The sequence below is a fragment of the Caulobacter flavus genome (assembly GCF_003722335.1).
Lineage (GTDB): Bacteria > Pseudomonadota > Alphaproteobacteria > Caulobacterales > Caulobacteraceae > Caulobacter > Caulobacter flavus.
On sequence record NZ_CP026100.1, the window covers coordinates 2,143,109 to 2,164,272 of the forward strand.

General features: G+C 67.5%; 17 protein-coding genes and 1 tRNA gene. 8 read left to right on the top strand and 10 right to left on the bottom strand.

Going from position 1 to position 21,164, the window contains the following annotated elements; genetic code table 11:
* Positions 1–523 precede the first annotated feature (523 nt).
* Complete coding sequence (locus C1707_RS09980) at positions 524–1,717, top strand: DUF4365 domain-containing protein (RefSeq protein ID WP_101714969.1); 1,194 nt, start codon at positions 524–526, stop codon at positions 1,715–1,717.
* Positions 1,718–1,748: 31 nt separating this feature from the next.
* Here C1707_RS09980 and C1707_RS09985 read toward each other — a convergent pair whose 3' ends face one another.
* Complete coding sequence (locus C1707_RS09985; RefSeq protein WP_180896960.1) at positions 1,749–1,910, bottom strand: hypothetical protein; 162 nt, start codon at positions 1,908–1,910, stop codon at positions 1,749–1,751.
* 273 nt (positions 1,911–2,183) lie between these two features.
* On the opposite strand from C1707_RS09985, the gene C1707_RS09990 reads away from it, so the two are divergent.
* Positions 2,184–3,875, top strand: a complete 1,692-nt coding sequence (locus C1707_RS09990; protein ID WP_164467321.1) for a recombinase family protein — start codon at positions 2,184–2,186, stop codon at positions 3,873–3,875.
* 308 nt (positions 3,876–4,183) lie between these two features.
* On the opposite strand, the gene C1707_RS09995 is transcribed toward C1707_RS09990, so the two are convergent.
* Positions 4,184–4,260 (bottom strand) — tRNA-Arg (locus C1707_RS09995).
* Between the two features lie 282 nt (positions 4,261–4,542).
* Here C1707_RS09995 and C1707_RS10000 point away from each other — a divergent pair.
* The gene (locus tag C1707_RS10000) at positions 4,543–5,685 is read left to right on the top strand and encodes a sensor histidine kinase (protein WP_338032103.1); all 1,143 of its coding nucleotides are present in this window, start codon (positions 4,543–4,545) and stop codon (positions 5,683–5,685) included.
* Positions 5,682–6,041, top strand: coding sequence for a response regulator (locus C1707_RS10005; protein WP_101714972.1), 360 nt, complete (start codon positions 5,682–5,684; stop codon positions 6,039–6,041). The genes C1707_RS10000 and C1707_RS10005 overlap by 4 nt, the downstream gene beginning before the upstream one ends.
* A 46-nt stretch (positions 6,042–6,087) precedes the next feature.
* Here the strand turns inward: C1707_RS10005 and C1707_RS10010 are convergent, their stop codons facing one another.
* Positions 6,088–8,292 carry a WD40/YVTN/BNR-like repeat-containing protein gene (locus tag C1707_RS10010; protein WP_205686832.1) on the bottom strand — a complete coding sequence of 735 codons (2,205 nt, stop codon included), beginning with the start codon at positions 8,290–8,292 and terminating at the stop codon, positions 6,088–6,090.
* Positions 8,293–8,580: 288 nt separating this feature from the next.
* Between C1707_RS10010 and C1707_RS10015 the strand changes: the two genes are divergently transcribed.
* Together C1707_RS10015 and C1707_RS10020 are read left to right on the top strand one after the other, a co-directional pair.
* A complete protein-coding gene (locus C1707_RS10015; protein WP_101714974.1) occupies positions 8,581–10,695 on the top strand; it encodes a TonB-dependent siderophore receptor in 2,115 nt (704 codons plus the stop codon).
* Positions 10,696–10,781: 86 nt separating this feature from the next.
* Complete coding sequence (locus C1707_RS10020) at positions 10,782–12,104, top strand: PepSY-associated TM helix domain-containing protein (RefSeq protein ID WP_101714975.1); 1,323 nt, start codon at positions 10,782–10,784, stop codon at positions 12,102–12,104.
* Positions 12,105–12,107: 3 nt separating this feature from the next.
* On the opposite strand, the gene C1707_RS10025 is transcribed toward C1707_RS10020, so the two are convergent.
* From C1707_RS10025 to fdxA, 4 genes are all read right to left on the bottom strand, one after another.
* Positions 12,108–12,524: a DUF1801 domain-containing protein gene (locus C1707_RS10025; RefSeq protein WP_101714976.1), complete on the bottom strand. Its 417-nt coding sequence runs from the start codon at positions 12,522–12,524 to the stop codon at positions 12,108–12,110.
* Between the two features lie 124 nt (positions 12,525–12,648).
* Positions 12,649–13,731, bottom strand: coding sequence for a hypothetical protein (locus tag C1707_RS10030; RefSeq protein ID WP_145998476.1), 1,083 nt, complete (start codon positions 13,729–13,731; stop codon positions 12,649–12,651).
* Between the two features lie 118 nt (positions 13,732–13,849).
* Positions 13,850–14,356: a CarD family transcriptional regulator gene (locus C1707_RS10035; protein WP_058349270.1), complete on the bottom strand. Its 507-nt coding sequence runs from the start codon at positions 14,354–14,356 to the stop codon at positions 13,850–13,852.
* Between the two features lie 316 nt (positions 14,357–14,672).
* Positions 14,673–15,014, bottom strand: coding sequence for a ferredoxin FdxA (gene fdxA / locus C1707_RS10040; RefSeq protein WP_101714978.1), 342 nt, complete (start codon positions 15,012–15,014; stop codon positions 14,673–14,675).
* Between the two features lie 280 nt (positions 15,015–15,294).
* Between fdxA and C1707_RS10045 the strand changes: the two genes are divergently transcribed.
* Positions 15,295–17,364 carry a putative bifunctional diguanylate cyclase/phosphodiesterase gene (locus tag C1707_RS10045; RefSeq protein ID WP_101714979.1) on the top strand — a complete coding sequence of 690 codons (2,070 nt, stop codon included), beginning with the start codon at positions 15,295–15,297 and terminating at the stop codon, positions 17,362–17,364.
* A gap of 6 nt (positions 17,365–17,370) precedes the next feature.
* Here the strand turns inward: C1707_RS10045 and C1707_RS10050 are convergent, their stop codons facing one another.
* From C1707_RS10050 to C1707_RS10060, 3 genes are all read right to left on the bottom strand, one after another.
* Positions 17,371–19,176: an FAD-dependent oxidoreductase gene (locus C1707_RS10050; RefSeq protein ID WP_101714980.1), complete on the bottom strand. Its 1,806-nt coding sequence runs from the start codon at positions 19,174–19,176 to the stop codon at positions 17,371–17,373.
* 146 nt (positions 19,177–19,322) lie between these two features.
* Positions 19,323–20,150, bottom strand: a complete 828-nt coding sequence (locus tag C1707_RS10055; RefSeq protein ID WP_101714981.1) for a hypothetical protein — start codon at positions 20,148–20,150, stop codon at positions 19,323–19,325.
* A gap of 56 nt (positions 20,151–20,206) precedes the next feature.
* Positions 20,207–20,761: a TetR family transcriptional regulator gene (locus C1707_RS10060; RefSeq protein WP_101714982.1), complete on the bottom strand. Its 555-nt coding sequence runs from the start codon at positions 20,759–20,761 to the stop codon at positions 20,207–20,209.
* Positions 20,762–20,850: 89 nt separating this feature from the next.
* Between C1707_RS10060 and C1707_RS10065 the strand changes: the two genes are divergently transcribed.
* Positions 20,851–21,159: a DMT family transporter gene (locus C1707_RS10065; protein WP_276310664.1), complete on the top strand. Its 309-nt coding sequence runs from the start codon at positions 20,851–20,853 to the stop codon at positions 21,157–21,159.
* Positions 21,160–21,164: the final 5 nt, after the last annotated feature.

The window sequence follows — 21,164 nt, forward strand, 5'->3', positions numbered from 1 at the left end:
TTCCAATCCGCGCGCGCACAATCGCGCGACCGACGCAGAGGGTTTGCGCGGTCCATCACTCTGTCCTGAAGCCGCGATGCGACAGGGACGGTCGTGGTGAATCGATCGAAGCCGGGACGCTGAATTGCCGCACTGCAGGTTCTTATGAGCCTTGCCTGCCGGAATCTCGCCCCCGCGCAATCCCCAGGCAATGCAAGCTACACGATAGCCCTAGGCTGTCACCTGATTTTGCCAGCCTACGGTGTGTCTCCCTACCGAGAATGTCATCGAGGTTGTGCATGCACTCTTGCCGCGATCGACTTGGAGGCTGCTCGCTTTAGGTTGGGCCAGATTACGATCGTCCTGAAGTGCGCCTAAGTCAGCGCCAGCCACCGACGGCCGAGGCGGAACGTCGAGTTCCTGGAGGGTCACTGACGTCAGCTGATGGCGCGCCGCGGGCCTAAATTGCCATTTCCCGTTTTGACTTGAGGCGACCGTCGCTGCCAACAAGGGTGGGGCACGGCCATTTCAAGGGAGAGACTGGATGACGGACAGCAGGCACCAGGTTGCGTTGCCAGTCACGACGAACAACATCGCTACTGGCTCCATGGGCGTCGCGATTGTCGATCTATGCGTGTCGCGAATGGGGCACCAGTTCAGCGAGAGGCCAAAACATGACTACGGCATCGACGGGATCATAGGCATAGTCGATGCGGCCGGCGAACGACGGCATGTGACCGGTCGCGAGATCGCCGTCCAGATCAAGCATGGTAGCGACGTCGTCTATCGGAGCGATGACCGGTTCACGCTCTACACTGCGCTGAGCACGGGCAACTATTGGCTCGCCCACACCCTTCCGGTCATCGTCGTTTACGTCGATCCAGAGACGGAAACCTGTCACTGGGCGTCGGTGACGCCGGAGGCGATGCGGCGAACGGGGAAGGGGTATGCCCTCGATATCCCTCGGACTAGCAATCTCGCCTCTGATAACGCCGCCTTGATCGCGGTTGGCGGGGCACCCGGTCGGAGGCGTGAACCGGAGGATGCGCCCCCTCTGATGTTGGTGTTCGATGAAGCCTCCGGACTGGTCGGCGACGACGACGAACTCGGGGCGGATCTCGCAGAGTACGCCCAGGCTCTCCGCCACGGCCGCCAACGCTTGCTGACAGTCGAAATCGCGACGTTCGGCGACGTCCTTGCTGCCATCGCAGCAGCCCAGGCGGGCTCGGCAACGGTGGAATCGCGTAGGATCGGTTACGCTCTGAACGAGATCGTCGCCCGCTATGAGAAGACGGCGCACAACCTTGCTCGGGGCCTGACTCTTATGTTCGGCAACCGGTTCCTGGCTCAGCCCTTCAGCCATGATTTCGACGACTACGCGGCCGCGGCACGTGCGTTCGCCGAATACTATGTGCGGCCCGTTCGGCCGCGATCGAGGGCGCTCGGATTGGTCGCCTGGCCAAGCAACGAGATGCAGGAGCCGGAGCCCAAAATCGATCTAACCGATGCCGAAAAGGCAGCGTTGATCGAAAAGCTTGGCACTAACGCTCCGATCGCGCTCAGCGCATTTGGCGACGCTATCGTTGGCGACCTTGGTTCCGACATGGTTGCTCGTCGGGCTGTCCCTGCGATCACCCGCTACGTCATGAGCCTTGCAGATCGCAATGGTCGGGACGATGAGAGCGTCCTGGATGACGTTAACCTGTATCCGACCTTCTGGCGCCTCGGGCTGGCGTGATTTGATAAGAGTCTGACACGGCCTCTGAACGTCAGTTTCGGGTCGTCCAGTCAGTGTCGGTATTGGCGCGGGGATAGGCGCCGTCGCGACCGCTGCCCGCGCCAACATCGAGCGCCAGGCGAGACGAGGCTTGCTCGTAGAGCAAGCTCAACGTCGCTGCGTCGCGGTCATGGGCGGCGATTGTGTCGGTCATGGATTCACTCACGGCCCGAGCCTGGCACGGCCGTGGGCAACGGGACTGACGCGACGTACGCGACCGAACGCCCGGTTCTTGGAGGGAATCCAAGGTCCGGTATTGGCGCGGCCCGGCCGAAAATGCAGACCTCCGGATCGGCAGAGATGGGTGGATGTCGGGAGTTAGACACGACATCAAAACGATGCGTTTGCCGAAATGCACCTTTTGAAGCCCTGTTGGGGGTATCGATCGCTGGTATTCTGGCAAGGGGGGAGCCTGCGGAGGTTCACCATGCCAGAAGGCTCCAAGCCCGAGTTGATACCGGCAGCGCAGTACCTGCGCATGTCGAAGGACCATCAGGATTATTCGATCCGTAATCAGGCGCGGTTCATTGCGAACTATGCCCCAAGCCACGGCTTCAGGATCGTCAGGACATACGTCGATCCTGGTGAGAGTGGCCTGACATTGCGCGAGCGTCCTGGCCTTCGTGCCTTGCTGGCCGACGTCATCAAACCTGACTGTCCGTTCAAGCGGGTTCTGGTCCTGGACGTGAGCCGCTGGGGCCGTTTCCAGAAGCCGGACCAGGCCGGCGCCTATGAATTCCTCTGCTATGAGGCGGGTGCGCCGGTTCATTTTTGCCGCGAAGTGTTCGAGAACGATGACTCGCCGGTGATGTCACTGCTCAAGCAGATCAAGCGAGTCCAGGCGGCGGAGTTTAGCCGCGAGCTGTCCCAAAAGGTGCTGTACGCGCAGCTTCTTCAGGCCAAGGTCGGCCACAAGCTGGGCGGACACCGGCGCTACGGATTCGAGCGGATTCTTGTCGATGAGCATAACCGCCCGGTGCAGAAGCTGGAGCGCGGTCAGACGAAGGCGCTGAACAATCAACGCGTGGTTTACGCCGTCGGCGCGAGCGAAGAGATCGCTGTTATTCGGGATATTTTCCGGTGGTACGGCACCGACTGTATGCCCATGGACGCTATTGCCCGGCGGCTCAATGACATGGGCGTCCCTCCGGCAGACGGCCCGCGTTGGAGCGCGCTGCGGGTCCGCAACATCCTGTCTAACGAGCTGTTGATCGGCATCTACGTGTTCAACCGCACAAGTCAGCCGCTCAAAGGGCCACGCCGAGCTAACCCACCCGATGCCTGGATACGGACGAAGGTGATGGAGCCGGTGATCAGCCGCACGCTGTTCGACAGTGCCGCGCGGCGTCGCCGCATCTGTCGGCGGCGGGTTCCGTCCGAGGAGGCTATCGCTTCTGTCGCGCGCCTGCTCAAGGCTAAGGGCTACCTGACCAACGAGTTGATAGACCGCTGTCCATACACGCCGAGCACACAGACGCTACGCCGTCAGTTCGGATCGCTTCAGGCTGTCTACGACCACCTTGGCTACCGCAATCGGTGGTTCCGCCCGCCCAAAGAGGAGCGACCGAGGACCAAGGAGGAGATGCTCGGGATATTGCGGACTATCTACGAGCGGGATGGCCATGTCAGCGAGGCAATCCTCAACGGCGATCCGTCTTTGCCGAACACGACCCTCTATCGGTACCATTTTGGCAAGCTCACCAACGCATATCGGCTGGCGGGCATCCCCTACGAATATCTCGATTTCAAGCGGCGCGGCGTTGAACTGGGGAAGGCTAGGCGCGCGGGTAAGCGCCGCAGGACGACTGTCCCCAAGTGGACCTCACTCGATCACCTCTATTCCGACGGCCAGTTGCTTGATTGCCTACGCCGACTGCACGACCGGCATGGCTACGTGACGGAGCGTCTGATCCGCACCGAGGCCGAAATGCCGCCGCCCGCGCTGTTCATCGCCCGGTTCGGCTCGCTGACCGAGGCCTACGGACAAGCGGGCATTCGAAAAAGCCGCGCCAACGCCTGGAGCCGGGAGGCTCGCGTGCAGCAGGCGAAGGCGACCATGAACAAGGGCATGGCCATTCCGCTGTCATCCGACTTCCGAGTGGTCTCACGAGTCTATTGATGGAGCATAGCGGGCGTCAGGATGGCTGAGCCGGGGCAATACGACGTCAACAAATGAAAAGCCCGGCGTCGCCGCCGGGCTTTGTCACCCCTTGCGGGGCAAGGACCATGGTCCCGCGGCCAATGGCCGTAGAAAACGTATGCCTTCAAAATTCGTCAGCTTCAAGCTTTCCGAGTTTCCAGACCCTGCGGGCTCATGAAACGCTCAAGGCAGCTACATGCACCAAAATGCGATTAAATCGCACTGTTGACAGTCTTAGCTTGGAATCGGGACAGTTCTAACTTGTGCCGACAGTTTCGACACGCCCATGGCGGCCCGGGAGGGACTCGAACCCCCGACCTTCGCTTTAGGAAAGCGCTGCTCTATCCTGCTGAGCTACCGGGCCGCGTGCGCGGCGGAGAGGGTGCATAGCGCATGTTGCGCCGAGTGCGAAGCCTGACCGTCGCGGCGGCGCGGCGGATTGTCGCAATCTTTCGGGCGACAATATCGCACGGCGCCGCTTCAAAGCCTTGATCTGGTTCGACTGTGCGTCGCCTGGAAGACTCTGTTAACCTTCCCGGCAACCGTGAGTAGTTGCGTGCGTCGTCACGCCTCTTGTTGTTGTCTCATGCGCGCGTGCTAGACTCGCGTTTCAGTGGATCCGCGAGCGTCCTTTCGTATGTTGGATATGGCCGAGCACGACCTGTCGGACGGCGAAGACGATTCCGCCCTCCTGACGCTGGTCGAAACGATCGAGGAACTCTCGGCGACCCGGACCATCGACGAGGTGGCCGCGGTGGTGCGGTCGTCCGCGCGCCGAATCTCGGGCGCCGACGGGGTGGCCTTCGTGCTGCGCGACAACGACTGCTGCTGGTACCTGGACGAGGACGCGATCGGCCCGCTGTGGAAGGGCAAGCGCTTCCCGCTGACCGCCTGCATCTCGGGCTGGGCGATGCTGAACCGCCAGACGGTGGTGATCCCCGACATCTACCAGGACGACCGCATTCCGCACGACGCCTACCGCCCGACCTTCGTCAAGAGCCTGGTGATGACGCCGGTGCGCACCCGCGATCCGATCGCGGCCCTGGGCGCCTACTGGGCCAAGGAGCACACGCCGCCGCCCGAGATCGTCGCCAAGCTGCAGGTGATGGCCCGCGCCACGGCCGCGGCGCTGGAGAGCGGCCGGCTGCAGGCCTCGCTGAACAGGGAGCTGGAGCGGCGCACCTTCCTGATGCGCGAGCTGGACCACCGGGTGAAGAACACCCTGGCCTCGGTTCAGTCGATCGCCAGCCAGACCCTGCGCACGGCCGCCTCGCCGCAGGCCTTCAACGAGTCGTTCGAATCGCGCCTGCTGGCCCTGTCGCAGGCTCACGAGCTGCTCACCAAGCAGGCCTGGGGCAAGGCCCAGCTGCACGAGATCCTGGCCGCGGCCCTGCGGCCGTTCGGCGGGCTGGAGGACGGCCGGTTCGTGGTCGAGGGGCCGCCCATCGAGATCACGCCCGAGGCGGCCGTCGCCGTGCACATGACCCTGCACGAACTGATCGTCAACGCCGCCAAGTACGGGGCCCTGTCGGTCCCGACGGGCGAGGTCACGGTCGCCTGGCGCATCGAGGACGAGGGCGGCTCCAATCCGACCTTCGCGCTGGAATGGCGCGAGCGCGGCGGCCCGCCGGTGACGGCGCCCGGCCCCAAGGACGAGGGCTTCGGCTCGCGGCTGATCCGCCGGGGCCTGTCGCGCGACCTGGGGGGCGCGGCCGTGCTGGACTTCGCGCCGCAGGGGCTGACCTTCACCTTCCGCGCCCCGCTGTCGCAAAGGCTGGCGGCGGCATGAGCGGGCGTCGGATCATGATCGTCGAGGACGAGGCCCTGGTGGCCATGATGGTCGAGGACCTGCTGACCGACCTCGGCTGCGAGGTGTCCGGCTCGTTCGGCGCGGTGGGCGAGGCCCTGGCCTATCTCGACGACGGCAAGTCGTCGCTGGACGGGGCCGTGCTCGACATCAACATCGGCGGCGAGATGGTGTTTCCGGTGGCCGAGGCCCTGCGGGCCAAGGGCGTGCCGTTCGTCTTCGCCACCGGCTACGGGGCCCTGCCGCGCAAGGGCTTCGAGGACGTGACGGTGCTGTCCAAGCCGATCAATTTCGGCCACCTGCGCGACGCCGTGCACGGGTTCGGCCAAGCGGCCTGACGGGGCGGCCTGACGCGGCGGCCGGTCCCGCCTTGGACGAAGGGGCTCAGGCCGGCTCGCCGAAGACGATCCCGCGCCCGTCCGTACCGACATAGACCCGCCCATACGTCCGCATGTCCGCCGCCAGGCAGCGGAAGCGGCGGCCGTACTCGTGGCGGCCGTCGTTGACGCGGACCCAGCTCTCGCCCTCGTCGTCCGAGCGCCAGATCGCCCGCACCCCGTCCTTGCGGCCGATGGCGAACAGCGCCGGATGGGTCTTGCCTGGCGGCGGGGCGCCGAAGTCGAGCTGGTCGACCTGCACGCCGCCGTCGATCCGCGAGAAGCGGGCGCCGCCGTCGGTGGAGCGGAACAGGCCTTGCGTCGAGACGAACCACAGGCGGCCTGCCTGGCCGGGAACGGCCTTCAGCGGCCAGGGGATTTCGCGCCAGGTCACCTGGTCGGCGGAGATGTCGGCGGGCAGGCCGCGCGTCGGGGCCTCGGCGAAGCTCGCGCCCGCGTCGGTGCTGACGAAGCGCTTGCCGGTCGAGAGGTCGAGGGCCGTGAACCGGGCGGGATCGACGCGGTCGGGCACGGGGCGGACCCAGGCGGGCAGACCCCGGCTGGCGGTCCAGGTCGCGCCCCGGTCGCGGGTGACCTGGGGCTGGGCGGTCATGACCATGAACACCGCGCCGTCGGCGTTGACGACGATGGCGGCGTCGTCGTGCGGGTCGGGACCGCGCCGGCCCTGGCCGGGCGGCGGCGGAGCGTCCGCGATCCGTGGCGCGGTCATCGGGGCCCAGGTGCGGCCATGGTCGCCCGACCAGGCCAGGGTGGGGCCGCCGTGGCGCTGGTGCGGCGTGCCGCTGCGGACGACGATGGCGGGCTTGCGGCCGGCATAGTCGATGAAGTTGGTGTTGCCGAACACGGGCGTCGTGAACTGGTCGGTCGGCGAGACCGAGAGGTCGTCGTGGACGAAGCCGGAGATGTCGCCGAAGCCGCTGAGCAGCTGGGGACCTTCGGGCAGGCTGGCCAGGGTGATGATCGCCGTCTGCTCGATGCCCTCCACCCATGGGAACCAGGTGGTCGGGCGGCCGGCGGCGGCCTTGGTGAACTCGCGCGTGGCGTAGATGGTCGCGCCGGTGGTGTAGCAGGCGAAGTCGGGGTCGAACGGATCGATGGCCAGGCCCGCCATCCACCAGCCGAAGTCGGCCTGCGGCTCGCCCCAGTAGAGGAACGGCGTCGTCGTCACGTCGCGGCGGGCGTCGGGATAGAGGTCGGTCCAGCTGGCGCCGTGGTCGGTGGAGCGCCACAGCGCGTCGTGCGGGTTCCAGCGGTTGAGGCTGGTGACGGCCACCGCGCCGTTGGCGTCGACCGCCACGCCCATGAAGCCGCCGCCGCGCTGGGGCAGGGGCCGGGCGGGGGTGATCTCGGTCCAGGCGTCGGTCGCCGTATCGAGCCGCCAGACCGCGCCGTCGGCCACGTTCGACGGACCAACGCCGCTGGAATAGGTGACATAGAGCCGGCCGTCCCGGTCCAGCGCCGCCTTGCAGGCGAGATAGGGGTGAGGGGCGGGGACCGGCTTCCAGCTCGCGCCGCCGTCGTCGCTGCGCCACAGGTGGTGCTCGGACGGATCGGCGACGCCGACGAAGATCGTCCTCGAACCGCGGCCCGGCTCGCCGCTACGGGGATCGAAGATCACGAACGACAGGCCGCCGTGGGTAGGCGCGGGGCGGGCGTTGAGGCCCAGGCCCGGCAGCGGGAAGCTTTTCGACTTCTCCCAGGTCGCGCCCCGGTCGCGGCTGACCTGCAGGCCGTCGTGGCGCGAGGCGAAGTAAAGGGTGCGGGTGTCGTTGGGATCGACGGCCAGGCGCTCGCCCAGGCCCCGGCCGTCCTCGTTGCCGCCCATGCGGAAGGCGACGGGGATCACGGTCCAGTCGGCGCCGCGGTTGTCGGAGCGCAGGATGGCGGCCGGGTCGGGCCGGCCCATGCCGCAGGCCAGGTAGACGACGTTCGGGTCGAGCGGGTCGGGGGCCACGCTCTCGACGCCCTGCCAGCTGCCTTGGGCCTGGTCGTCGAGCAGCGGGATCCAGCGGCCTTCCGAGGCCTGCCAGCGATAGGCGCCGCCCATGTCGGAGCGCAGATAGGCCAGGCCCTTCTCGACGCGGCTGAACACCACGTTCGGCACGAAGCCGCCGCCGCCGACCCGGACGTTGCGCCAGCGGTAGGGCAGGGCGCGCATCGCCGCGCTTGCGCCGAAAGGCAGCGCTGTCATGCTTGCCCCGAGAAGAAGGCCGGTGAGGGTCGCGCGGCGTGTCGGAGCGTTGAAAGACATGTCGGCCCTGATGCTAAGCGTACTGTTCCAGCAAGGTTTCGCATGGCGCGGACACGTTTCGCCAGTCCCAATTGGTAGCGCTAACCAGGCGCCACTTTCCCGTGCCGTGGCCGAAAAGTCGCATCAATAACTCAATTCGATGAACCGCTCCGGTCAAGTTTGACACCCGGCGATCGCGACGCCTATTCGCTTTTGCGAGTCATTATCGTTTTTGTGAGAGCCCTCTTGATGCCCCGATCCCTGCGCGCCCTTCTACTCGCCGCCGCCATGAGCCCGGCCGTGCTGGCCGCCGCCGCCCATGCCGCCGACGCACCCGCGATGGACGCTGCGCCGGCCGCCGACGCGCCGGCCGAGGCGAACCTCGAGGGCGTGGTGGTCACCGGCGCCAAGACCCGCACCTCGGCGGTGACGGGCCTGGACATGAGCTTCCGCGAAACCCCGCAGTCGGTCAGCATCGTCGACCAGACGATGATCAAGAACTTCGCCCTGACCAGCGTCAACGACCTGCTGGCCCAGGCCACGGGCGTCAATGTCGAGCGGGTCGAGACCGACCGCACCTATTACAACTCGCGCGGCTTCGACATCACCAACTTCCAGGTCGACGGCGTGGGCCTGCCGCTGATCTGGGGCATCCAGTTCGGCGACCTCGACACCGTGCTGTTCGACCGCGTGGAAGTGGTGCGCGGCGCCAACAGCATGATGACCGGCACCGGCAACCCGTCGGCCACCGTCAACTATGTGCGCAAGCGCCCGACCGCCGAATTCCAGGCCAGCGGCGCCCTGCAGTACGGCTCGTGGGACGCCAAGCGCCTCGAGGCCGACGTCTCGGGCCCGCTGAACGAGAGCGGCACGCTGCGCGGCCGGCTGATCTACGCCAACGAGGACAAGGACTCCTACCTCGACCACTACCACGTCAACCGCAACGTCTACGCGGCCCTGCTGGCCTGGGACGTGACGCCCAACACCACGGCCACCTTCGGCTGGTCGATGCAGGACAACCGCGCCGACGGCGTGCTGTGGGGCGCCCTGCCGCTGGTCTATTCGGACGGCTCGCTGATCAACTACGACGTCTCGGCCTCGACCTCGGCCGACTGGACCTATTGGGACGTGCGCGACCAGCAGGCCTTCGCCGAGGTGGAGCATCGCCTCGACAACGGCTGGCGGATCAAGGCCATCGCCACGGCCAAGCGCTTCCAGGAAAAGGCCAAGCTGCTCTACGCCTACGCCGATCCCAGCATCGACCCGGTCACGGGCCTGGGCGTGAAGGGCATGGCGGGCGTCTACCCCTCGATCTACGAGAGCTACACGCTGGACACCTACGCCTCGGGTCCGTTCCAGGCCTTCGGCCGCACCCACCAGTTGGTGGTCGGCGGCCAGGTCTCGCGCTCGGAAGGCCACGAGTACGAGGACTTCTCAGGCGACACCGTGGTCTACGCGCCGGTCTCGACCTGGGGCTCTACCCAGCCGACCGAGCCGACCTATCCGGGCGCTTACCTGGCGGCCAACGAGACCACCAAGCTGGCCCGCTTCTACGCCGCCACCCACCTCAGCGTCACCGACCAGCTGAAGGTCGTGGCCGGCTTCAACGCCCTGAAGCTGAAGAGCTACGGCTTCTCGTACGGCGCCGACCAGGCTCGCGACGAGGACAAGGTCAGCCCCTATCTGGGCGCGACCTACGACGTGACCGGCAACGTGTCGCTCTACGCCAGCTATACCGACATCTTCAATCCGCAGTCCGAGGTCGACTCCACGCACCGCACGCTCGCCGCGGTCCACGGCAAGAGCTACGAGGCCGGCGTGAAGAGCGAGTGGTTCGACGGCCGCCTCTACGTGACCGGCGCGATCTTCAAGGCCAAGCAGAACGGCCTGGCCGCCTGGGCCGGCTATTTCGATGACGGCAAGAGCTACTACGCGGCCCAGGACACCGAGTCGAAGGGCTACGAGATCGAGGTCGCCGGCCGGATCACCGACAACTGGCGCGTCAACGCCGGCTGGACGGCCTTGGAGATCGAGGACTCGGCCACGGGCGCCGACGCCCGCGTGTTCCTGCCGCGCAAGACCCTGAAGGCCTCGACCACCTACACCGTGCCGTCGCTGCGCAACCTGACGGTCGGCGCCTCGGTGCGCTGGCAGGACGACATCGCCATGGACGGCGTGCCGGTCACCCAGGACGCCTATGCGGTGTTCGACCTGATGGCCGGCGTCGACGTCACCGACAAGATCCGCGCGACGCTCAACGTCCGCAACGTCGGCGACGAGAAGTACCTGAACAGCCTGATGTGGGGGCAGGCCTACTACGCCGCGCCGCGAAACGCGTCGGTCCGTCTTGACCACCGTTTCTAAGAACCGTTCTTAGAAATACCCTCAGGGAGCCGGCGCGATCGCGCGCGCCGGCTCCGCTTGGCTACGAGCAGCTGGAGGCGGCCGGAATGGACGCGCGCAATCTCGATACGCCCTACGCGCCGCCGGCCTCGCAGCCCGTGCGCCGGGCCGCCGGCGCGGCCAGCGCGGTTCGCGCCGCCGTGCGACCGACCCTGACCTTCATCCACCGCTGGGTGGGTCTGATCATGGCCGGCTTCCTGTTCATCTCGGGCGTCACCGGCGCGGTGATCTCGTGGGACCACGAACTGGACGACGTGCTCAACCCGCACCTGATGCATGCCCAGTCGGGCGGCCAGGCCCTGCCCACGCTGGACATCGTCAAGCAGGTCGAGGCGCGCGATCCGCGGGTGATCGTCTCCTACTTTCCGCTGTTCGCCGAGCCGGGCGAGACCCTGGCCATCGGCGTCGACGCCCGCCAGGACCCCAAGACCGGCAAGCACTACGAGCTGGGCTACAACCAGGTGTTCGTCGATCCGGCGACCGGCGCCGAGCAGGGCCGGCGCGAGTGGGGCGCGGTCTGGCCGATCAAGACCGAGACCTTCGTCTCGTTCCTCTACGTGCTGCACTACACCCTGCACATCCCCGAGTTCTGGGGGATCGACCGCTGGGGGATCTGGCTGCTGGGCGTGATCGCCATCCTGTGGACGCTGGACTGCTTCGTCGGCTTCTACCTGACCCTGCCGCCGTCCTCGACTAACGGCCGCAAGCCGGCCAAGGGCTTCTGGAGCCGCTGGAAGCCGGCCTGGCAGATCAAGACCAAGGCCAGCGCCTACCGGATCAACTTCGACATCCACCGGGCGTTCGGCCTGTGGCTGTGGGGCGTGCTGTTCGTGGTGGCCTTCACCGCCTTCTCGCTGAACCTCTACAGCGAGGTGTTCTATCCGGTGATGTCAAAGGTCTCGAAGGTGACGCCGACGCCGTTCGACACTCGCGTGCCGACCAGCCACGACAACCCGATCCTGCCCCGGCAGACCTACGAGGCGATCATCGCCAAGGCTCAGGCCGATGCGAAGGCGCGGGGCTTCACCGCGCCGGTGGGCGGCGCCTTCTATTCGGCGCACTACGGCATCTACGGCGTGGCCTTCCACAAGGTGGGCGACGACCACGGAGCCGGCGGCGTGGGCCCGCCCTACCTCTATTACGACGGCGCCGACGGCCGTTACCTGGGCGAGCGCCTGCCGTGGAAGGGCACGGCGGCCGACATCTTCGTCCAGGCGCAGTTCCCGCTGCACTCGGGCCGGATCCTGGGCGTTCCCGGCCGCATCCTGATCTCGCTGACCGGCCTGGTGGTCGCCGCGCTCAGCGTCACCGGCGTGGTCATCTGGCTGAAGAAGCGCCGGGCCCGCGTGCTGCGGAAGAAGCCGGCCTAGGACTCAGCAGGCCGTATGGCCGCCGCGGGTCCAGGCGGCGGAGGCCTGCGCCATCTCGCGCAGGACGGCCAGGTCGATGTCGGCCAGGCGTTTGATGTAGACGCAGGACACGGCGGAGCGGTGCTTGCCCAGCCGCGCCAGCAGGGCCTCGCGTTCGGGGAAGTCGGAGGCGAAGTAGAGCACCAGCTCGGTCTTGCGCGGCGAGAAGCCCAGGAGCGGCCAGTCCATCGGCTTAGGCCCGGGGGTCTGGTAGGCGCCGAAGCCGACGATCGAGGGGCCCCACATCACGGCCGGCGCGCCGGCGATTTCGGCCAGCAGGTCGCGGACGACCGCCGCGTCGGCCTGGCGGGCCGGCGGCGAGGCGGCCAGGAAGTCGTCGACGCTGGCGTCGGTGGGGCGGGTCTTGGGTTCGGCGGCCATGGCGGGTTCCGATCAGGCTCGAAGATTGAACGGGCGCGAGGCGTCTGCCAAGCGCCGGCGCCGAGGGCTCATCAGCACGCGGTGGAACCGGGGCGAGAGCCCAGGCGCGTGCGCGGCGCGGTCGTCATCGAGCCGGGGCGGCTCCCGGCTCCGACTTTCCGCAAAGATCGATGATCTTCAGGCGAAACATCGGCAGGTTGCGACCCCGCAGGTCGATGTGGTCATTGACGGCCAGCCGGCAGCCTGACGGAGAGACGACGGGCTCCATCATGAAGCCCTTGAGCACGCGTTCGGCCTTGGCCTCGCTCAGCAGGAACAGCCCGGCGTGCTCGGCCTGACCGCTGCCGGCCGTCGCCGCCAGGTAGCCGTCGCGGTAGGCCACGAAACTTCTGGTCCAGAGCGAGGAGTGATTGGCAAGTCGCCGAACCTGCACGGCCCCGTTCGGATAAACTCGGTAGACCGGCACGTCGACCAAGGTGTTCCGTCGATCCGTGGCCAGGCCCCAGGCGTCCCAGAGCACGAAGGAGTCGTCCCAGCGCGGCGTCTGGACGTGCACGTCGCTGACCGGCGAGTTGATGCTGGGAAGGGCCTGGCGCCGCCCGGTGGCCGGGTCTTCCAGCGAGATGTCCGCCACGGCGTCGATATCGTAGCCGCCAGGCGGCGGTCGCGGGCCGAAGTCCAGATATCGCGAGCCTGACCTGTTGGGCGCCCAGCGGCGGCCGTGCATGCGGATATCGCCTACGGGCGCGCAGCGGGACCGATCCTGGCTGAACGGCATGTCCTCGGTGCGCTCGGGGCGAATATCCCGCCGTCCATCGTCGGAGAGCGTGATCAGGTCTTTGCCGGCGGTGTAGGCGAGGCGCCCCCGGTCCACGCAGCCTTGTCTGACTTTGTCATCGCCGGTCGGGAGCGTGCGCAGATCGCCGCCTATCCGCCAGATATAGACCTTGCGCGGCGGCGGAGCGTCGTTCGCCCAGGTCGTTTCCTCGGGAAAACCCGTGAAGACCACGGTGTCGTCGTCCAGCCAGTTGGCTTGGTCGACGACCCATGGGCCGGACATGGCGACGGCTTTGAACGGCGGTGTTTCGGCGGGCGCGCAAGCCAGCAGGGGCGAGGCGGCGCCGATCAGCAACGCGCCCCCGGGGGCAAGGGCCAGACCAATCGGGCGGCGGCGAAAGATCGTACGTAAACGTGCGAACCAGGTCATCTGTCCAGCTTATTGCAACGCTTGCCGAATTCCACTTCCGCGCGACCTTCTCCGCAACGAAAAACGCCCCCGGCGGAGCCGGGGGCGTCTTCGGAAGCTCGGACTTGAAGCAGACGCCTCAGGCGGCGGTCTTGACCAGCGACTTGGTCAGGATGCCGATGGCGGCTTCGCGGTCGATGCGTTCGATGGCGGCGACTTCACGGGCCATGCGGTCCAGGGCCGATTCATAGAGCTGGCGCTCCGAATAGGACTGTTCCGGCTGGTTCTCGGCGCGGTGCAGGTCGCGGACCACCTCGGCGATCGACACCAGGTCGCCCGAGTTGATCTTGGCTTCGTATTCCTGGGCGCGGCGCGACCACATGGTGCGCTTCACGCGGGCGCGGCCCTTCAGGGTGGTCAGGGCCTGGCTGACGACGTCGCCTTCGGCGAGCGGGCGCAGGCCGGCGACCTTGGCCTTCTTGGTCGGGACGCGAAGGGTCATCTTCTCGTGGTCGAAGGTGATGACGTAAACCTCGAGCGACATCCCGGCCACTTCCTGGGTCTCGATGCCCTGGATCGTCCCCACGCCGTGGGCGGGATAGACGACGTGATCGCCGACCGAGAATTCCAGACCGCTCTTGCTCATTCGTTCGTCCTCATAAAATTGGGCTTGCGCCCAAAACGCCGTTTCCAAACATTCCAAAAAGCGATAGCAACCCGACCGTCGGAGAGGCGGGGCCAAGTCGGATCAGGATTTGGAGTGTCTCTTAAGTCACCCTTCGCCTTCGATCGGGCGAGCCGTTGGAGCGGCTGTCGTCTTCCACGAGACATGCAGGTGCGAGGCCGCACCCGTCACGTCGAGGGCGACAATAGCATAAAATTCAGCCTCATGAAAGGCTTGCGACCCCAACCTGGGGTATGGCGGCTCGAATCTGGCCGCCATACGCCGGATTTTGCGTGGATCAGGAGCCCTTGCCGGGCTTTTCGCTGAAGTACTTCTCGAACTTGCCGGTCTCGCGCTCGAAGTCGGCGCGGTCGGCCGGCGGTTCGCCCTTCACGGTGATGTTCGGCCAGACCTTGGCGTAGTCGGAGTTGATCCGCAGCCACTTGCCGTCGGCGTCGTCCTCGGTGTCCGGCTTGATGGCGTCGACCGGGCATTCCGGCTCGCAGACGCCGCAGTCGATGCATTCGTCCGGATTGATCACGAGGGTGTTCTCGCCCTCGTAGAAGCAATCCACCGGGCACACCTCGACGCAGTCCATGAACTTGCAGCGGATGCAGGCGTCGGTGACGATGTAGGTCATCGGAACTTGGCGGCTTTCTGGGACGGACTTAACGCGGCCGCGTTTTCGGAGCGACGGCGCCGAATGTCAATGCGGCGCCGTGCGCGGGACCCGCAGGATTTCTCATGGCGCCCGCAGGACGACAGGCAAATTCGTCGCCGATCCGCCGCTACGTCGGGTTTTCGACGCTGCACAACGGCGTTCGTCGAAAGATACCTTTTCTTATGGAAGAGCGTTTCACTGTGCGGTTGAGGACGCGTCCAAGAACAACGTCGGGAAGCCGACAGCAGAATTGCTCTCCATGGCCTTGAAGCCCGCGCCGCTGATGGCGGCCGATGACATCCACGCGCAACTACGGCTTCGAATGGCGTCGTTCGAGGCCTTCGTCGCGCATGCGCCGTTCGCCGCCGCGCTGATCGACCGCAGCGGCCGCCTGGTCGCCGTCAGCCCCGAGTGGCGCGACGAGGACCTGACCCCGAACCTGCGTCCGGGCGAGCCCTTCGCCCGCTGCCTGATGAACCTGGAGGACGTCGAGAGCCTGGATCGCTGCCTGGCGTCCGGCGAGTCGTTCTCGCGCTACCGGGCCCAGACCGGGCACGACGGCCAGCGCATCTGGCGCAGCGAGTTCGCCGCCTGCCGCGACGACGAGGGGACGATCTTCGCCGTCATCGTCACCGCCCGCGACGTCACCGGCTACGCCCAGACCGCGCTTCGGGCCGAGCGTAACGAGCAGCGGCTGAAGCTGGCGCTGGAGCTCGACGACCTGATGGTGCGCGAGGTCGATCTGAAGACCGGCGAGGTCTATGTCTCGGGCACCTGTCTCGAGCTCGAGAAGTGGTGCCTGTTCGACCGCGACCCGCTGGAAATCGTGCACGAGGACGATCGCGAGCGGATGGCCCAGATCATGCGCGCCCGCCGCGACGGCGAGGCGGCGGTGTTCGAGTTCCGCCTCAACCGCGACGACGGGGTCGAAACCTGGGTGCGCTCGGTGGGCAAGCGGTTCCTGGGCGCCGACGGCAAGCCCGAGCGGCTCGTCAACCTGTTCAAGGACATCACCGACCGCCGCCGGCAGACCGAGGCCGTCGAGAACCTGGCCTTCCGGGATCCCCTGACGGGCCTGCCCAACCGCGCCTATTTCCAGCGCAAGTTCCAGGAGGCGGTCGACGCCTGCGAGATGGCTGGTGAGATCTTCGGCCTGATCATGATCGACGTCGATCACTTCAAGGACATCAACGACACCTTGGGCCACGACGCCGGCGACGCCCTGCTGCGGCGGCTGGCCGACGTGTTGCGCCACGCCTTCCGCTCTGGCGACACGGTGGCGCGCCTGGGCGGCGACGAGTTCGCGGTGATCCTGCGCGGCCTGCATGGCGAGGCCGACATGCTGCGGCCGATCAAGTCGCTGCAGGACCTGCTGCGCCAGCCGATCCAGCACGGCGGCCGCAGCTTCTCGGTCAGCGCCAGCATCGGCGCGGCCCTGCACGGCGATCCGGACGCCGATCCCAGCCACATCTTCAAGAACGCCGACATCGCGCTCTATCGGGCCAAGGACGAGGGCCGCAACCGCTCGATCCTGTTCGACCCGTCGATGCGCTCGGCCCTGGAGCAGCGGCTGGAGCTGTTGCGCGACGTGCGCGCGGCGATCGAGGCCGACGAGTTCATCCTCTACTACCAGCCGGTGATCGATCTGGAGAGCGGTTCGGTGGCCGGCTTCGAGGCGCTGATGCGCTGGGCCCACCCCGAGCAGGGGGTGCTGACGCCCGATCGCTTCATGGCCGCCTTCGAGGACCAGGACCTGTCGCTGAAGCTGGGCGACGTGGCCTTCGAAACCGCGCTGAAGCAGATGCGCGCCTGGCTGGACGCCGGCGTCGAGTTCGGCCGGGTGGCGGTGAACATCTCGGCCGCCCAGTTCCGTTCCGGCCGCCTGGCCGAGGAGGTGCAGGAGCGCCTGGCGCGCTGGGGCGTGCCGTGCGATCGCCTGACCATCGAGGTCACCGAGACGGTCTACATGGGCTGGGCGTCGGACGTGGTCAGCGACACGGTGCGCAAGCTGCACGCGGCCGGGGTGATGATCGCGCTCGACGACTTCGGCACCGGCTACGCCAGTCTGGCCAACCTGCGCCAGTTCCCGATCGACCGGCTGAAGATCGACAAGGGCTTCGTGCAGAACGCCGAGGACGCGGCCATCGTCAAGGCGGTGATCACCCTGGGCGGCTCGATGGGCATGAAGGTGGTCGCCGAGGGCGTCGAGGACCAGGACCAGCTGGAGGCCCTGGCCGCCTATGGCTGCGACCAGGTCCAGGGCTATCACTTCAGCCGCCCGATGCCGCCCGAACGGGTGCCGGGCTTCGTCGACGGGTTCGTCGGCTAGCGCGCCCTAGCCCAGGCGACGCTTGATCTTGCGGATCAGCTGTTCGCCGCGCAGTTCGGCCATGCCGACGGCGTTGCGTTCGTCCAGCACCACCCCGTCGGCGACCAGGATTTCGCGCAGGGTGCGGTAGTCGACGTCCTGGACGTCGGCCTGCCGCGTGGGGGCGCACAGCATGGCCGCCGCGGCGCCGGCCGCCTGGCCCAGCGTCATCGACGTCATCTCCATGCGGATGGCCGAGAACGCCTGGTGCGAGGCCGCCACGGCGAAGGGCGCGAGCAGGTTGGTGGCCTGGTCGCGGTGCGGCAGCATGATGTCGAGCGGCAGGATCGAGCGCTGGTCGCGGCCGCCCGAGTTCTGCTCGAAATTGCCCTCGTTCCAGATCGTCCAGCCGTGCTCGCCCTTGACGGCGATGCGCTGCACCAGGTGGCTGTCCTGGCGATAGGAGGCCAGGGCCACGGCGCGCGACAGGCGTGGCGCGCCGTCCTTGTCGAGATCGGCCGCCGACCACATCGCGCCGTTGTCGAGGCGGCGGGCCTCGCGGACGTACAGCTGGTAGGGCCAGCCGGCCGAGTCGTTGGCGTGCGGGCGCGCATAGTGGTCCTTGGCCAGGCCCCACTGGCGCACTTCCTGCTGCAGCGAGGCGGGCAGGCGCGCGTCCTTCTCCCAGGCCAGGGCGTAGAAGAAGCCGCGGATGAAGCTCTCGTGTCGCTTCCAGATCACCTCGCGCTCGGCGTAGCTGGCGGTGGGATAGGCCCAGCTGAGCAGCACCGGATCGGTCGAGAAACCGCCGCGGGCGTTGACGTCGAAATAGCCGTCGCCCAGGTCGTTGGCGTAGATCAGGTCGTCGGCGAACGACCAGTCGACGCCGTGCTTCAGGCCGGCCTGGCCGATGGCGGCCACGTAGCGGAACAGCACCTCGTAGTCGGCGCGGTCGTAGCCGGGCGGCGGCGTCGACGGCAGGTCGATGCGCAGGCCCGGCCTGTTGCTCATGGTCAGGCGGAAATTGTAGGCCTGGACGGCCTTGTCGGCGGCGCCGATCGGCTTCTGGTCGCCCGGGGCGACGCCGCGCAGCAGGCCGCTGGCCTGATCGCCCTGGCGCTGGAACGGGTCGACGACGATCGACCGCCCGCGGATCTGGAACTGGTGGGTGCTGGTCTCGCCTTCGCGTGTGGCGCCGCGATAGCCGCCCAGGTTGTTGAGGGGCGAGGCGGCCTCGCGCCCGACCTGGAAGCCGACGCCGGCCGCGGCCAGCAGATCGCCCTCGTAGGAGGCGTCGACGAACACCCGGCCCGTGACGCGCAGGCCGTCGGCGGTCTCGAAGCCGGTGATGCGGCGGTCGGTCTTGGTCACGCCGACGACGCCGCGCGAATAGACGACGGAGACCTGCTTGAGGGCCAGCATGTATTCGAAATAGGCCTCGGCCGCGCTGGGCTTGAAGCTGAAGCGGTTGCCCGCCTCGCCGCCGCCGCGCGACACCGCCTTGATCGTGCGCAGGGCCGCGCCGCCGAAGGCCTTGGCGTCGAGGAAGTCGGTCCAGCCCAGGCCGCCGCTCATCATCCCGCCGACATGGGCCTCGCGCCAGCCGCCGACGATCACCACCGAGGCGCGGGATTCGGCGACCTCCAGGGCCGCCATGACGCCGGCCGGGGTCGCGCCGTAGACGACCACGTCGGCCGAGATCGCCTGGCCCTCGTGCTCGTAGAGGCGTCGCGGGCCGTCGGCGGCCGTGGCCATCTTGCCTCGGTAGCAGCCGGCGAGAGAGGTCGAGGCGAGCGACAGCGCTCCCCCGAGCAACAGGCGACGATCGATCATGCGGACCCCAGGGCGGCCGAACGCGGCCGCGCGAAAGAGCGGCGTTGTTAGCCGTCGCTACGGTGAAGCTCCACGGCGCACAACCGGCACCGTAGGCGGCGCATGACAATGTGTTTCAAGGTTGCAATGCGCGCTCGTCGCCGGCGCTACTTTTTGCCCAGGTTCGTCTTGCGGATCTTGCCCTGGTCGACGATCCAGACGTCCTCTCCGCCATTGGCGCCGACAGCCAGCGGCATCTTGTACAGCGAGCTCAGGAACACGTGCGTCTCGACCGGGGTGGGCGAGACGATGTGGCTGGCGAAGGCCATGGCCGGCTGGCCCTGGGCGGCCTTCGGCTTCTCGAGCAGCAGGCACGAGGCCGACAGGGCGTCGACGCGTTTCACCGTCTTGCCGTCGGCCGCGACGAAGATCCGGTAGTGGCCGCCGACCGGGATGGCGCCGGCGGCCGGGGCGGGCGCCAGCAGCCAGACGATGAAGCCGTCGCCGTCGGGATCCTTGACGATCGCGGTGTTGTAGCCGGCCCGGCAGGTCCTGGGCTGCACGGCGATGGCGGCCTGGCGGGCCGCGAAGGTCAGGCGTTCCTCCTCGGTCAGCTTGCGGTCGGCCGGCTCGGTGACCGGACCCGCGCCCTTGCCGTCGACCACGACGTCGTAGCCGATCTCCAGCCCCTCGCCCCTGTCGCGCAGGAAGCGGACCTTGGCGGTCTTGCCGTCGTCCTCCACCAGCCAGCCCTTGAGGCCGGCGGCCTTCAAGTCGGGGACCTTGTCGCCCAGGGCGTCGCTGGCCAGCCAGGCGGCGATGTCCTGGCGATAGATGGCGCGTCCGAAGGCCTCGATCTGCGGCAGGTCGTAGGCCTTGATCGGCGCGGCGGGCCCGGCGGGCGCCTTGCTGGTGGCGACGGCGGGCTGGGCGTGGGCGACGCCGGAAAGCAGAAGGGCCAGGCTGACGGCCAGAGCCGGACGGAACGACGCCACGCTGTGTACTCCCCCAGGACAAACTCGACCCAAGGTAGCGCTTTGTGTAGCGACGTCTATGGGGAAGCGGCTTCCGGGTCCGTCAGCGCCAGCAGATCGTCGAAGATTTCGCGCCAGAGCGTATCGCCGATCTCGAAACCGACCAGATGGCGGATGAAGAACAGCCCCTCGGCCGCCAGGAAGGCGATCCGTAGCCGGCGGGCCTCGGGCGTCGCGGCCGACAGGTCGCCGACCCGGGCGGCGTACCAGTCGGCCATGGGGCCGACCTTCTCGCCCCCGCCGGCGGCGGCCGCCAGCAGGGTGGCGACCCGGCTGATGGTCTCGGCCTCTTCGCCGGCGGTGGAGCGCAGGTGCTCGGCGATGATTTCGCGCGGCGTGGGCGAGGGGCCCACGGCCTTGTCGAAGCGCGCCTGCTCCTGGGCGGCCCAGCGGTCGAGCAGGGCGTTGATCATGCCCTCCTTGGTGACGAAGGCCGACTGCACGCTGGCCTTGGGCGCATCGGCCGCGGCCGCGACGGCGCCGAACGACAGGGCGGCCGCGCCGCTCTTGGCCACGACGGCCTCGGCCGCGTCGAGAAGGCGGTCGCGATCCATCGTGCGTGGCCTGGCCATCCGGCGGCTCCTTGAATTATTCAAATACGATCGTATTTAAACGGGCAGCCTCGATCAATGACGATCAAAGGAGACGTTTCGTGGCCTGGATGTACCTCGTTTTCGCCGGCCTGCTGGAAATCGGTTGGCCCGTGGGCCTGAAAATGGCCCAGGCGCCGGGCACGCGGCTGCTGGGCGTCGCCGTCGCCCTGGCCTTCATGGCCGCCAGCGGCACGCTGCTGTTCATCGCCCAGCGGCAGATCCCGCTCGGTACGGCCTATGCGGTGTGGACCGGTATCGGCGCGGCCGGCACCTTCCTGGTTGGAGTGCTGGTCTTCGGCGACCCGACCTCGCTGACCCGCTATCTGGGCGTGGCGCTGATCGTCGCCGGCGTGGCCGCTCTGAAGTTTGGCCACTGAAGAGC

What these genes read in the sequence shown, in the direction of transcription:
- C1707_RS09980 (WP_101714969.1), top strand. Translation starts at nt 524, where the DNA reads ATGACGGACAGCAGGCACCAGGTTGCGTTGCCAGTCACGACGAACAAC.
- C1707_RS09985 (WP_180896960.1), bottom strand. Translation starts at nt 1,910, where the DNA reads ATGACCGACACAATCGCCGCCCATGACCGCGACGCAGCGACGTTGAGC.
- C1707_RS09990 (WP_164467321.1), top strand. Translation starts at nt 2,184, where the DNA reads ATGCCAGAAGGCTCCAAGCCCGAGTTGATACCGGCAGCGCAGTACCTG.
- C1707_RS10000 (WP_338032103.1), top strand. Translation starts at nt 4,543, where the DNA reads ATGGCCGAGCACGACCTGTCGGACGGCGAAGACGATTCCGCCCTCCTG.
- C1707_RS10005 (WP_101714972.1), top strand. Translation starts at nt 5,682, where the DNA reads ATGAGCGGGCGTCGGATCATGATCGTCGAGGACGAGGCCCTGGTGGCC.
- C1707_RS10010 (WP_205686832.1), bottom strand. Translation starts at nt 8,292, where the DNA reads ATGACAGCGCTGCCTTTCGGCGCAAGCGCGGCGATGCGCGCCCTGCCC.
- C1707_RS10015 (WP_101714974.1), top strand. Translation starts at nt 8,581, where the DNA reads ATGCCCCGATCCCTGCGCGCCCTTCTACTCGCCGCCGCCATGAGCCCG.
- C1707_RS10020 (WP_101714975.1), top strand. Translation starts at nt 10,782, where the DNA reads ATGGACGCGCGCAATCTCGATACGCCCTACGCGCCGCCGGCCTCGCAG.
- C1707_RS10025 (WP_101714976.1), bottom strand. Translation starts at nt 12,524, where the DNA reads ATGGCCGCCGAACCCAAGACCCGCCCCACCGACGCCAGCGTCGACGAC.
- C1707_RS10030 (WP_145998476.1), bottom strand. Translation starts at nt 13,731, where the DNA reads ATGACCTGGTTCGCACGTTTACGTACGATCTTTCGCCGCCGCCCGATT.
- C1707_RS10035 (WP_058349270.1), bottom strand. Translation starts at nt 14,356, where the DNA reads ATGAGCAAGAGCGGTCTGGAATTCTCGGTCGGCGATCACGTCGTCTAT.
- fdxA (WP_101714978.1), bottom strand. Translation starts at nt 15,014, where the DNA reads ATGACCTACATCGTCACCGACGCCTGCATCCGCTGCAAGTTCATGGAC.
- C1707_RS10045 (WP_101714979.1), top strand. Translation starts at nt 15,295, where the DNA reads ATGGCCTTGAAGCCCGCGCCGCTGATGGCGGCCGATGACATCCACGCG.
- C1707_RS10050 (WP_101714980.1), bottom strand. Translation starts at nt 19,176, where the DNA reads ATGATCGATCGTCGCCTGTTGCTCGGGGGAGCGCTGTCGCTCGCCTCG.
- C1707_RS10060 (WP_101714982.1), bottom strand. Translation starts at nt 20,761, where the DNA reads ATGGCCAGGCCACGCACGATGGATCGCGACCGCCTTCTCGACGCGGCC.
- C1707_RS10065 (WP_276310664.1), top strand. Translation starts at nt 20,851, where the DNA reads ATGTACCTCGTTTTCGCCGGCCTGCTGGAAATCGGTTGGCCCGTGGGC.